Annotated in this window: 8 protein-coding genes and 1 tRNA gene; 1 reads left to right on the forward strand and 8 read right to left on the reverse strand. The window is 38.8% G+C overall.

Going from position 1 to position 13,628, the window contains the following annotated elements:
- Window positions 1–41: 41 nt before the first annotated feature.
- The 3 genes from FLEMA_RS0105525 to FLEMA_RS0105535 form a co-directional block, all read right to left on the reverse strand.
- A complete protein-coding gene (locus FLEMA_RS0105525; RefSeq protein ID WP_026994606.1) occupies window positions 42–1,436 on the reverse strand; it encodes a bifunctional UDP-3-O-[3-hydroxymyristoyl] N-acetylglucosamine deacetylase/3-hydroxyacyl-ACP dehydratase in 1,395 nt (464 codons plus the stop codon).
- 56 nt (window positions 1,437–1,492) lie between these two features.
- Window positions 1,493–2,518 (reverse strand): UDP-3-O-(3-hydroxymyristoyl)glucosamine N-acyltransferase, encoded by a 1,026-nt coding sequence (gene lpxD / locus FLEMA_RS0105530; RefSeq protein WP_026994607.1) that lies wholly within the window; start codon window positions 2,516–2,518, stop codon window positions 1,493–1,495.
- Between the two features lie 92 nt (window positions 2,519–2,610).
- On the reverse strand, window positions 2,611–3,849 hold the full coding sequence (locus FLEMA_RS0105535; RefSeq protein WP_026994608.1) for an HD domain-containing protein: 1,239 nt from the start codon (window positions 3,847–3,849) through the stop codon (window positions 2,611–2,613).
- A gap of 199 nt (window positions 3,850–4,048) precedes the next feature.
- On the opposite strand from FLEMA_RS0105535, the gene FLEMA_RS0105540 reads away from it, so the two are divergent.
- Window positions 4,049–4,122: transfer RNA gene (locus FLEMA_RS0105540), tRNA-Ile, on the forward strand.
- A 970-nt stretch (window positions 4,123–5,092) separates the two neighbouring features.
- On the opposite strand, the gene FLEMA_RS75915 is transcribed toward FLEMA_RS0105540, so the two are convergent.
- The 5 genes from FLEMA_RS75915 to FLEMA_RS0105565 all read right to left on the reverse strand — a co-directional run bounded on the left by FLEMA_RS75915 (window position 5,093) and on the right by FLEMA_RS0105565 (window position 13,141).
- Window positions 5,093–6,406, reverse strand: a complete 1,314-nt coding sequence (locus FLEMA_RS75915; RefSeq protein WP_026994609.1) for a DUF4302 domain-containing protein — start codon at window positions 6,404–6,406, stop codon at window positions 5,093–5,095.
- A 94-nt stretch (window positions 6,407–6,500) separates the two neighbouring features.
- On the reverse strand, window positions 6,501–7,358 hold the full coding sequence (locus FLEMA_RS0105550) for a zinc-binding metallopeptidase (protein WP_026994610.1): 858 nt from the start codon (window positions 7,356–7,358) through the stop codon (window positions 6,501–6,503).
- Window positions 7,359–7,447: 89 nt separating this feature from the next.
- A complete protein-coding gene (locus tag FLEMA_RS0105555) occupies window positions 7,448–8,893 on the reverse strand; it encodes a RagB/SusD family nutrient uptake outer membrane protein (protein WP_026994611.1) in 1,446 nt (481 codons plus the stop codon).
- Between the two features lie 13 nt (window positions 8,894–8,906).
- A complete protein-coding gene (locus FLEMA_RS67600; protein WP_081681264.1) occupies window positions 8,907–12,362 on the reverse strand; it encodes a SusC/RagA family TonB-linked outer membrane protein in 3,456 nt (1,151 codons plus the stop codon).
- 374 nt (window positions 12,363–12,736) lie between these two features.
- Window positions 12,737–13,141: a DUF4890 domain-containing protein gene (locus tag FLEMA_RS0105565; RefSeq protein ID WP_026994612.1), complete on the reverse strand. Its 405-nt coding sequence runs from the start codon at window positions 13,139–13,141 to the stop codon at window positions 12,737–12,739.
- Window positions 13,142–13,628 lie beyond the last annotated feature (487 nt).

The following is a 13,628-nucleotide window of genomic DNA, read 5'->3' on the forward strand; positions in this document are numbered from 1 at the left end:
GAGTAAAAAGAAAGCTAAAGAGAAAATAGATTTGTCTCTGACTAGCTTTTGCGTACAAGACTGGCAGTCATATCAGCTTCACAGACAATTTGACCTGCCACGTATGCTGTTCCGTGCATTTTAGCAATACCTCTTCTAATAGGAGCAAGGAGTGTGCATTTGAATATAACGGTATCTCCAGGGATTACACTTTTGCGGAATCTACAGTTTTCGATAGCCACCAGATAAGGCCAGTAGTTTTCGGGGTCGGGTACTGAGCTAAGTACCAAGATACCACCTGTTTGAGCCATAGCTTCTACTTGCATTACTCCAGGCATTACAGGGTTGTTGGGGAAGTGTCCCATGAAGTAGTTTTCGTTCATGGTAACTTGTTTGATACCAACAACACTTTCATCGTCTAAGTAGATAATTTTATCTACCATTTGGAACGGGTAACGGTGTGGTAGCAATTGGTAAATACGTTCGTGCGTAAAAATAGGAGGTTGTTTTGGGTCGTATTTTGGCACTTGGTTTTTGTCGGCTTCAAGCATCAATTTTTTGATTTTTTTAGCCAGAGCAACGTTGGCTGCGTGTCCTGGGCGTGCTGCCAAGATTTGTGCTTTAATTGGACGGCCTACCAATGCCAAATCGCCTACCATATCCAACAACTTATGGCGAGCCATTTCGTTTTTGTAATGTAAGCTAATATTATTTAGAACACCAATTTCTTTAGAAACGCTTACTTTTGGTTTGCCTAATACCATTGCAAGATGCTCTAATTCCTCTTCGGTATAGTCACGGTCGGCAATAACTACGGCATTTGACAAGTCACCACCTTTGATAAGGCCAGCTTTATAAAGTGCTTCTAGCTCATGTACAAAGCAAAAAGTACGGCATTTGGCAAAATCCTCGTTGAATTGTTCGATATTCGTTAAGTTGGCATGTTGACTACTCAAAAACTTTGAGTTATAATCTACCATTACAGTAAGGCGGTAGTCGCTATGAGGAAGAGCTGCCAATTCAACACCTCTTTCAAGGTCTTTATAACGTACTTCTTCTGTAAGTTCAAAAAATTTGCGGTGAGCTTCTTGCTCTTCCAAGCCTACATCTAACAAAGCTTCTACAAACTTGATAGAGCTACCGTCCATAATAGGAGGCTCGGGGCCATCTAGCTGAATCAAAATATTGTCTATCTGACAGCCTACCATGGCAGCCAGTACGTGTTCGACGGTATTGATTCTAGCACCATTGTGTTCAATAGTTGTACCTCTCGAAATATCAACAACATGATCTACATCGGCATCAGCAATAGGTTGACCAGGTAAATCAACTCTTTGAAATTTGTAACCATGGTTTGGAGGAGCAGGCAAAAAAGTCATGGTTGACTGCACTCCTGTATGTAACCCAACGCCTGACAACGTTACTGACTTTTTGATAGTGTGTTGTTTATTGTTCATGTTTATCTTTGGCGAGCCTATTGCTCATTTTGGAGTTTTGTAAAAAACTCGTCAATCTACTTCAATTTGTTTTCGAGTTCTCTCAAGCGTTGTTCTAAAGCGGGAAGCTTTCTATACACTACCTGAGATCTGAGATTTTCTGTATTTTCCATGGCAGGCGAACCGCTTAGGATAAGCCCTTCTTTTTTGATATTTTTTGAAATACCCGATTGAGCAGTAATAATGGTGCGATTGGTGATGTGAAGGTGTCCTGCAATACCCACTTGGCCGCCAAGCATACAGCTGTCGCCTACTTTACTAGAGCCCGAAATACCCGTCAAAGCAGCGATTACGGTATTTTTGCCAATTTCTACATTGTGGGCAATCTGGACGAGGTTGTCGATTTTGGCCCCGTTTCTAATAATAGTAGAGCCCATTGTGGCACAGTCTACACAGGTGTTTGCCCCAATACTGACATGGTCTTCGACAATAACGTTGCCCAGTTGTGGAATTGTTTTGTAAGTGCCATCGGCCTGCGGAGCAAACCCAAAACCATCCGAGCCAATTACTGCATTGGCATGAATGGTACAGTTACTTCCAATCACACAGTTGGAGTACACCTTTACCCCAGCGTATAGCGTAGTATTATCGCCAACAGTTACATTGTCGCCAAGGCTTACTTGCGGGTAGATTTTAACATTTTTCCCAATCGTACATCCTTTACCGATATAAGCAAATGCTCCTATGTAAATATCGTCGCCCAAAGTAGTGTTTTCGCCAACAAAACTAGGTTGTTCAATCCCTTTTTTGCTATCGGACAAAATCTTTTGGTACTCTTGCAATAATGTAGTGAAAGCTGAATAAGCATTTTCAACCAAAATCAATGCAGGGGAATAGGACTTTTTGGGTTCAAAGGACTTGTCAACAATTACGGCTGATGCCTTTGTTGTGTACAGGTATTGCTCATATTTTAAATTAGCTAAAAATGAGATTGTACCTTCAGTTCCTTCTTCAATTTTGGCTAACTGGCTTACTTTAAGGGTTTTGTCTCCCCTTACTTCGCCATTTAGCATAAAAGCAATTTGTTCAACGGTAAATTCCATGTAATCAGTTATGAGTGGTAAGAAGTAAGTGGAAAATCGTAAGTATAAAACCCCCAAATGGGAAAAGCATGCCTATCAAAAATCACTTACCACTATTTCGACTGCAAATATACATTCTTTGCCCAACATATATAATATTTTTTGACGATGTTGCTCAAGGCTTTTATTGTGGGTAAATCAGAAGCCTCGGCAATATCGAGTACACCTCTGTCTTTTGTTAAAATGTTAATGTTTTGTTTTTCAGATAAGTAGGCTGCATTGGTAATATGCCCCTGAATCATCAAATAGGGGAGGTCTTCGGGGTGTACATTTTCTTTACTTAATAAATCAATTTGAATTTTTTCAAGATAGGATGATGGTATTGGCTCATCTGAGAGGATGATTTTATAAAGTTTTCGATCCAGTAACATTTTACTGATTCCTGAAAGAAGCTTGTCGGGATGTTTTGCCCAAACCTTAATACAGCCCCAAACGTCTGTGTCGTCCATTTCGGTAAATGCTTCTAATATATTTCTGTTGGCTTTGAATTGTTCCAGTGAAATATTTTCTTGTAGAAAAATACCAAAAGCTGGGGTCGAAAAAACATAATGCCCTGCTTTGATAAGCTCTTTGGCTCGTTTAATCACTTGAATAAGCATAGTTTCGGCACAAATACAGGTTTTGTGGAGGTACACTTGCCAATACATAAGCCTACGTGCCGTAAGGAAGTTTTCGATAGAATAAATCCCTTTTTGCTCTACAACGAGCTGATTGTCGACGACATTAAGCATTTTCAAAATACGGTCGGCACCAATAAAGCCTTCTCGAACTCCTGTGAAAAAACTATCTCTGTTAAGGTAATCCATGCGGTCGACATCTAGCTGGCTCGAAATAAGCTGATGAAAAAAATGTCTAGCATAACGCCCCGTAAACATATCAATAGCCAAGCTCAAAGCCCCTTTGAATTGGCGGTTGAGTTCTTCCATCAACAACAATGAAATTTCTTCGTGAGGAACATGGCTCAAAATGGTGTTTTCAAGGACATGTGAAAAAGGCCCATGTCCAATATCATGGAGTAAAATCGCAATTTGCCCTGCCTCAAACTCTTCATCAGATATATCATGTCCTTTGTATTTGAGGGCATTTAGAGCTTCCTGCATAAGGTGCATAGCACCCAAAGCATGATGAAAACGGGTATGTAATGCACCTGGATATACATAATCGGCAGTACCCAGTTGTTTGATTCTACGAAGTCGCTGATAGTAAGGATGTTCTATAAGGTCGAAAATAAGCGGTGTAGTAATATTGATAAATCCATAAACGGGGTCGTTGACGATTTTACGTTTATTCATGGTAAATTTTGGATTAATTGAGTGTTTAAAGCGCGAAAATAGGTTTTTGGTTAGTGCCTGAAAATTACAGTTTTATCTCGTCAAAAACACGTAAAAGCTATATTTTTACCTTAAATTTAAGATAAATGCTTGCAATTTAATAAGCATTTTTGTAATTTTGCACCATTACAAAAAAGCAGTAAAAACTGTTTTGCTGTAGGGACTTGTAGCTCAGCTGGTTAGAGCACCTGACTCATAATCAGGGGGTCCATGGTTCGAGCCCATGCTGGTCCACATAATACAATTTTTAGGTAAAAAGCGGTACTTTCAGTATCGCTTTTTTATTTTATGCCCATGTAATTATTTTTCAATATAATATTTTAGATATTAAGTCGAAAGATTTTGGCTTAGAATATAATGCTACCGCTTATTGAAGCGGTTTTAGCTTGGAAAATATGGTTGGCATTTCTGTAACACCGCTCGGAATCGGTACTTATCTTATGAGTATTTTTTTGTTAGTGGTGGTAGAATTTATTTTATTATCTATCAGGTTTTTAATCAGAGTGCTTTAATAAAAATATAAAAACAATGATACTGATTGATATGGAATCCCTCAAAATGAAGGTCGTCTACTAGTGGGCTTAACAATATCTAAAATAATGTTTTTAGATAAACCTCTTTTAACCAAGATAAGTTACTGAATATTGATGCTATGATAAGAATAGATAAATGCATTCGTGGGACGTTTATTGAATATCGTTAGCTTGAAATCTTGTAGATAAACATATAAATGCTTAAAAATGAGTAAGTTATTGTTAGGTAATATTCGATTGTCGAATAATGGTATATTGGCAGGGTGTAATAGTAGCATTAGGCAATATGGATACGTGTTTATGGCTTGTGAATAAAATGGATATTTCAGGAAAATAAAGTGCTTTGGTGGGTATGGATCAATTGCTGGGAAGCACACGCTAGCTTTTAAATCAGGTATCAGGGTGGAGAATTACTGATAATATGCTGAGATGGTTTTTAAATCACTTAGCTGTTGTTACGTTTTGCCCAAACAAAAACCTCCTAATTACTGTGTTTTCACACCCAATCAGGAGGTTTTGTTTGGTGAAATCAATATTTATTTAGTAATGTACAAAAGTTGAGCTGTTATATTGTATTTAGAAATATGGTTAAAAGATTGTATCTATCATTTATCAATATGGAATAAACCTTATAAAATAAATAGCTGATTTTGTCAATTACTCGTTGATACTTATTCAATAATTCCCTTCATGCTAAAGGCCCTATTAAGGCTTTTAAGAATGGCTAACTGGCCATTGGTTGGGTCATAATCGAAAGTGAAAGTATCGTTTTCTAAAATATTGATTAATGGCTGAGCCCCTTGTTCTACAGCACCATTGATACCATTAGTACCGAGGCGTTGGAAGGTATAGTATCCACGGCTATCACTTGTGATTTGATAATAGATAATGCCTTCAAAGATACTCGTACTGCGTGTATATCGTAGAGCCAAGCCCATCAAAGTACCGTCTGTACCAAAATAGAAACCAACCCTTGATAGTTCACGAGTAGGAGGGGTTGTTGACAATGCCCTAATGCTACTTTGAATATCGTTGTACATTTTGGTGTACACGGGGTCTTGGGTGGCAAGTGTTGGGTCAAAGTTGACTCCCGAAAACAGTGTGCCGATCGATAACCTAAAAGGTAAACTTGGTCGAGTATTTTGTTTAAGATTAATCCTTGTACCGTTTACTGTAAGGTAATATAGCTGCTGGACGCTATCCCAATACATATCTTGGAAAGTGTACCCTAAAATACTCACAGGCGATTTGAAATGAATACCTTGGGTAGTGAATGAATAGGCCGACGTGATGGTATTTAAGAAATTATTATTGACATAATATGCTGAGAAAATCTTACTATTCATATTGATATTAATATCAACTGATTCGCCCTTGGGAAATACAATCGATAAAAACTTTCCACTACCATAGATATATTCGTAAGAACCAGCTAGGATATTGTACAGCTGTCCATTGCCTACACTCACTGTTTCTTCACGTGTCATACGGGTTAATAGCATTTGGGTTTTGTTGACATTTCCGACTAATACTACCGAGTCGGCAGTAGCCGATTTGATAGAAAGCTCTTGGTCGGCATAAAACCCTTTACCCGTTTCGCCTCCCCACACATTGGGGTCGGGGTCTACTAGCAAATGTAAATAAGAGTAGGTATCAAATACCAATGAGGGAGCTTGTTGAGCTTTTACTTGATAGGTTGTTTGAAAATAGTCGGCTGCCGAGAAATAGGCTAGGTCAGAAAACATCAGAACCGTGCCTTGGTCGTCGAAACGTAGATAAAAGCTATAACCACCCTGGGTACCGCCATCGGGGTAGTAGGTGGCTTTCCAGCCAAATTCTGCACCAACAAGGATTTTTTTATACTTGTTGATAATATCGGTAGTTCGCTGATTGGCCGATGCAGGAAATAAAGGATCAACTTCTGATTTTTTGCAAGCAAAAAACATCAGTTGACTTAGGAGTATATATAAGATAAATTTTTTCATTGTATAGTCATTTTGGGTCTTTATAAGTTGGTCAAACGCTCTAATAATCAAGGAGCAAAACCATATTGATAAGGACAACATTACATTAGGCTACTTACTTGACATAATTGGCAATAGCCGCTTGTGTGGTAGTTTGTAAGCTTCTGAAATCGATATTATAGGCTTGTTTGAAATACGTAATAACGATTTGCTCTTTTTGTCGAATAGCAGCTCGCCCTGTGGCACTTGGAATAGCCTCTACAATAGCATCAAAGCCGCTTTTTCCTTCTACCAACATCGTGGCTATCATTTCTACAAAATCTTCGTCTGTTCCTGACATCGAATAGGGAGTAATATACCCTAGTGCATAGGCTTGGGCATCCGAAACATTATACCAGTTAGAGGTATATGTACCTGGTGTAATTTGCTTGAAGGCTACAGGGTAAGCAATATTTTGATGTAAAATATGTCCAAATTCGTGATGAATTACGTGCAGAGTAAATTTTACGCCATCAAGGTTCTGCTGACTAAAATTATTAACTTCAAACAATACTACTTTTCTACCTCCTTCGGCAGTACCAAGGGTTATTGTTCCGTCGCTGTTGTAGTTGGGACTTCCTACTAATACGTATTGTTTTGGACAAAACTTTTTCACAAAGTCGGCACCAGCTTCTTTGACGTACGGCTCGATCCAAATAGACTTTACAGCCTGCATAATCGGCTGTACTTGTGAAATAAAAGGAGGAACAAGCGTTTTTTCGAGAGGTACTTCATAAGGGTCCCAGCGGTATTTTACTTCGATGTTGTAAGGTTGGGTAAAATTGGTATTTAGCCAAGCATCTAAGTTGTTTTTGGGTAAAACTTCGCCACCCAAGCCCTCTACAGGGGCACTCACATCGTCTGATTTGGAGCAACCCAATACAATACTTATGGTGAGTATTGATAATAATAACTTATATATGTGTCTTCTCATCGTTATAATGATTAAAAGTATAAATCAGTTGGAGTAGTAAACTAGGCTGTTGGATACCTAAGAAGTAAGCAACATTGTACTACAAAAGTTTATCTAGGATTGGCCGCCACACCCGATAGCGATGCTTCCTGTGGAATTTGTAAAACTCTTCTTAAATCGTTGGCCGAAAGTGTTTGGCTTGAGCCATCCTGATTGCTATGTGTTACAGGGATTTTATAACGTAAAATATCAAACCACCGTAAGCCTTCGTGCATAAACTCAAGTCGTTTAAAGTTGAGTATTGTTGTTAGCATAGCTGCACGGGTATTGCTTGTACCATAGAAGGCATTGTTTTTGGCTACAGTAAGGTTGTGGAGGCTCGGCGAGTAGCTATCGATTCTCAGGCTTAGGAAAGTATTGAGGTCGGTAATAGCTGCATCGTAATTGCCTTTGAGGGTATTGGCTTCGGCACGGTTGAAAAGGACTTCTTCGGTTGTAAATAAAGGAATCATATTATAACCATTTCCGATATTGGCATTGGCACTTACTCGTACAAAGTGTTCGTTATATTTAGGCAAATAGATGCCTCGTTCGCTTCCAAACAACGAATATGCCCAAAAACCGCCCGAAGGATTTGCCCCAAAGTATAATTGCTGCCCTAGGTCGGAAGGAAGCATATATCTGTTAGCAGCCCAGTAGCGGCCCCAATAAGAGCCTGTTTCGGCCAAAAGTAAATTGGCTTTTTCAGATGCCTGCGAGTAAATAAAGCTAATTTCAGTAAAGCTTTTGGTTGAATAATCGGTATTCCAGTTACGCATATTACTAGCAAAGCCACCTGTGCCTGCTACGTTGCTGGCATGAAGAATTACTTTGTCGTAGTTTTGTTTATACAAATAAAAACGAGAGGCAAACGCATTGGCGGCTGCTTTGGTAAAATGATAAGCAGGAATTTTGTAAGCTTGGTCACTAATCAAAGGTAGGCCTTCGTTGAGGTCTTTTTCTATCATATCATACACGTATGCTACAGTTTTGCGGTCGTATTGCTTAATAACCACTTTTTCGGTTTCGGTTACATACGGAATACCGGCATCGGTACTGGCAGTGGCAGGATCATAGAATTTGGCAAATAAATTGACCAACATAAAATGAGCATAGGCTCTTGCTACCAATGCTTCGCCCTTTTGTGGTGCTAGTTTTTTGGTATCGCCAAGTGCCTTGATAGCCTCCAAGGCCTGATTGGCACTAGCAATAGCCGAATAGCAGGCTGCCCAATAGTACTGGGGCGTGTCGTTATCGTCGAGGAGGATGTCTTCCCAGAAATAAGGTTTAGAATAGATAGGAGGGGAGCTAGTTTGTACGTTGTCTCCTACGTTGTCCGACATTATTTCGCAAAAAGGTGAATAATTGGCTGAAGGATAGGCACTCACCAATAATTCTGAAATTTTTTCGGGCGTATTAATCTCTGTTCTGTTGTCGGGTACTGTATCCAGATAGGACTCACAACTAGAAAGGGACAGTCCACTAAGTATGCTTATATATAAGATGAATTTCTTCATGATTTCAAACCGTTTAGATGCTTAATTTTAATGAAAGAGAAACTTGTCTTGGAATAGGCAAGGCTACCCCTCCCGAAGTGAAAAACTCGGGGTCTTGTCCAAGAAGTTTTTTGTCAGAATACAATAGCATTAAATTGGTTGCCGAAAGTTTTAGAGCAAGATTTCTCACACCAATCGATTTTGCCCAGTTTGCTGGCAATGTATAAGCTACTGAAACGTTTTTCAACCTCACAAATGAACCATCGGCTACACGTGTCGACGATAGGTTATAGTAAGTATAAGGGAATTCTAAACTTTGTAAATTGTTAAATTGACGAGCATCGATAATAGCTGGAATATCGGTAATCTTTTCATCGCCAGGGAACAACCATCTGTTTGAAAATTCTTTTGGCATAGCCGAAAGGTCGGTATAAGATTGGTTGAAGCTAGGGTTGAGTCTGATTTTGTTGCCACCTTGATACGATACAAAGATATTCAACGACCAGTTTTTATAATTAAAGTTGTTTGACCAGCCAGCCGATTGCGTTGGGTCTACCGAACCTTCATATTTTAGGTATTGAGTTTCTTTACTTTGCATATCTACAATGGTACTAACTTCGCCATTTTCATTCACAAAAGTTGGGATACCGTCTGAGTTTAACCCTTTAAATTCTAAAGAAAATAAGCCTCGTACAGCATACCCTTGTTTGGGGCCTCCTTCTGCTTTGGTAAGGTCATAAATCAGTGGAAGGCTATTGAGATTGGTGATTTTGTTTTTGTTGTAGCCAAAAGTTAGGTTGGTTTTCCACTGAAAATCTTTGGCACTTACAATCGTCGAAGCCACCGAAATATCTATCCCTTTTGAATCCATATCGGCATAGTTGGCTAGTTTGTACAACTCGCCGCCAATACCTGAGGTTTTAATCAAACCAATCAAATCAAAGCCTTTTCTTTGGTAGGCATCTACCTCAATACTGATGCGATTGTTGAATAAACCCAAATCAAATCCTACGTTAGTTTCGTATTGTTTTTCCCATGTGAGTTCTGAGTTTTCTAAGTTTTGAATGGCAATAACCGATTCTTTTTCAGACAAATAAGGGCGATTGGTAATAGCATTTTTGAAAATAGCCGTCGAGTTTCGGGCATTTCCCATACTGGCTGTAAGGCCATAAGTACCACGTACCGAAAGGCGACTGATAGGGTCAATATCTTTCAAAAAAGCCTCATCTTTCAAGTTCCATGAACCACTGATATTCCAAGTAGGTAGCCATCTGGCCGAAGCAGCTTTGCCCAGTTGGTTTGAGCCATCCATTCTGACAGTCCCATTTATCGTATATTTTCCTTTGTATGAGTAGCTTCCATTCGAGAAAAACGCCACAAAACGGTCTCTTTTATTTTCTAAACCATAATAATTAAAGTTACTCTCAAGGTTTTGTTTGATAATTCTATAATCTACAAATGGTACGCCACCTTTATCAAACTGATACCCATAGCCATTCAAATACGATTCCTGGCGGTCGGCATATCTGATTTCTTGTCCAAGCAATACATTTACAATATGTGTTTGGTCAAATGTCTTGTTCCAGTTAAACTGGTGTCGTGCATAGTAATTAACCAACTTATCTTCGTTTCTTTTATAAATTCCACCCTGTGGCATTACCACAACAGGTTCAGCTTCTGGGTTGTCGGGGTCACGGTACAAAAACTTATTTCCTGCTCGTACTGTTGAGTTTTCGGCGGCACGGTAGGCATTGGCCATATTCGAGTTTTCGTAGGTATTGTTTTCACGAGTAGATTTTACGTAACGAATTGTACCGAGTACGTCGTAGGTAATATTAAACGGAAACTTATATTGCCCTTCTGCCTGAAACTTTAGGTCTAATTGGTTGAGAGACAAAAAGTTGTTTTTTAGTTCATGGATAATATTGAATGGAGCATAATTTTGTTTAAAAAACTCCAAATTGCCATTTTCGTCGTATGCCGTCAACGCACGACTTGTATTGAGGGCATAGCTAAATGGATTAATGTCAAAATCACGGTCGTAGCGTCCTTGATAGGCATTATTTACCCTGTCTTGCGAACTTGGCGTACGTTGTTCACGAATAGCCCCCACTGTTGTAAAGCCCAAAGAAAGGCGTTTACTCAGTTTATAATTGGCACGCATCGTAGCGGTATATCTGCGTACATTGTCGGCAATAGTCCAGCCATTGTCGTTGTAAACCGAAGTGGAGAAATAATATTGTGAAGCATCTGTTCCTGAGTTGATACTCAAAGAATGCTCTTGTGTAAGAGAGTTTCTAAACAATAAATCAAACCAGTCGGTATTTACTTTGGCATAACGTTGTAAAAATGCCGAGCGAGCTTCTTGGGTATTGGCCAAGCCAAACTGCTTGGTGTCGGGATTGTAGGTACTAATTAAATCGTACATTTTACCATAAACCCCAGTATTGGCACGACGAGAAACATCGCTATAAGTAAGCCAGCCTTTTCTTTCCATTTCGGCATATACGCCCATTTGCTCGTTGGAGTTCATGATATTATAGTCGTTGTAGCTAGGCTTCACCATCATCGAAAAATTGCTTGTATAGCTTACCGTAGGCTTTTGGATACGTCCTCTTTTGGTAGTTACTACCACAACACCATTCATGGCTCTTGCTCCATACAAAGCGGTGGCTGAAGCATCCTTCAAAATCTGGAAACTCTCAATGTCGTCGGAGTTGATACCCGAAACCGCCGAACCCAACAAGGTATTGGCATTACCCGACGACAAATCATCGTTAGATATATTTACGACATCTTCCAGTACAACGCCATCAATAACCCAAAGAGGCTTATTTTCGCCTGTAATAGACGTTGCCCCACGGATTCTGATTTTAGGAGCTGTACCAAAAGTTCCCGAAACGTTTTGTACCGATACCCCGGCCGCTCGGCCTTCAAGCATACGGCCCACATCGACAGTTCCTGCAATTTTAATTTCGTCGGTTTTTAGCTTTACGGCAGCACCCGTAAACATACTTCTATCAATTTTTTGATAACCCGTCACCACAACTTCGTCGAGGCTTTGTGCATCAGCTTCAAGGGTTACATCAATAATGGCTTTTTTGTTAACAATAACCTCTTTGTTTTTATAGCCGATACTAGAGAAAACCAAGGTTGCTCCATCGGCTACTTTAATACGATATTGTCCGTTGCTATCGGTAGCTGTACCATTTTTAGTACCTTTTTCGCGGACTACAGCCCCAACAATAGGCACGGTATTGCCATTGGCATCTACTTCGGTAACTTTTCCCGAAACAGTAATGTCGGCTTCTGTCCTAGCCAAAATACTTCTGTTGGTGGTAGTAGCAAAGGAAGGATTGTTCCACAAAAGAATAGACATTGCCAGAACACACATCAATGGTGCTGGACGGAAAAGTCTAATAAAATGTTGCCTTTGGCAGCATAGGAATACGAAAATTCGGAGACTGAATTTTGTAGTGCTTTTCTTCATAATGAGGTGGTTTGACTGTAAGATGCTTAGGTCACGATTGGAAGACTCTTTTTATACAACAATTATCGAAAATTAAGTTGAGGTTATCAAATTTTTAGAGGTAATTACTCAATTTAGGTTGTTGGCATCAAAATCTTAATATACCAAAGCTTTTAGTATAAATGTACATAAATATACGGCTTGTAGTATTAAATTGTTTGATTTTGTAAAGAGAAATTGATAAGAATGAGGGAGATAATTGAGAATTGGTGGGTTGTGAATTGGTGGGTTGTGAATTGGTGGGTTGTGAATTAATAGGTGAATTGTGAGTTTTTTGATAATGATATAAACAATATTAATTTCATCACTAACTCACAATTCACTCATTGATAACCTTAAAAAGACCTTCTCATTTTGCCTTTAACATTGTCTTTGGCATCTTCTTGTAAGTCTTTAAACTGCGTAAATTGTTCGGGAGTCAAAATACCCTTAATTTTTTCTTCCTGCGAATTAGCCAGCTCACTAAGTTCTTTTAGGGCTGCACGTTTGTTGCTTGCTTGGCGGATAGCCTCTCTTTTTTTCACTCTTTCCAAAACCAAAGGCGTTAATTGAGCCTGTTGGTCGGCAGTAAGGCCTAATTTTTTTGATAGTTGTTTTACTTGATTGCTAGCTCTTTCTTCGGGTGTTTTGTCGGTTCTGTCCATTTGTCGGTCGGTGTCTTGAGCAGAACTTTGGAAAGCTACGCCTCCAGCCAAAATAAGAGATAATGCCAATACGCTAATGCCTTTTGTAATTTTCATGATGTTTTTGGGTTAAAAATGGTGATATAAAATGAGGTATTCCTATGGTGTTGGGTAGGAATATTGTAAAAACTTTTGCTTTGATATTCTTGCCAAAGAAAGGTTTAATATAGCAGTGTATTCCTTTAAAAAAGTACAAAATACCATTAGAAATAATAGAATATTACCAAAAGTAATACTGGAAAAAATTATACTTTTTGTAGATTTATTAACTGAGTTTCAGGTATGGCATAATCCTGATATATGAGTAAAAACTACACAACAGTTCTAAATTCAGTGTTTTGTGTAAAAAAAATTACTGTATAGAAATGATTAAGTGAAAATAAAGAATCTTGGAAAATTAAAACTTTAATTGAATTAATCGTTTTTTTCTTTTTATATTGCATTCGTAATACAAAAAACTATTTTGCTGTCTAAGTTAAAATAATAATTCTTGCCTTATCGTCTAAAATAATACTTGAACATACAAAATAGTATGTTGATAAAA

The organism is Flectobacillus major DSM 103, from assembly GCF_000427405.1.
Lineage (GTDB): Bacteria > Bacteroidota > Bacteroidia > Cytophagales > Spirosomataceae > Flectobacillus > Flectobacillus major.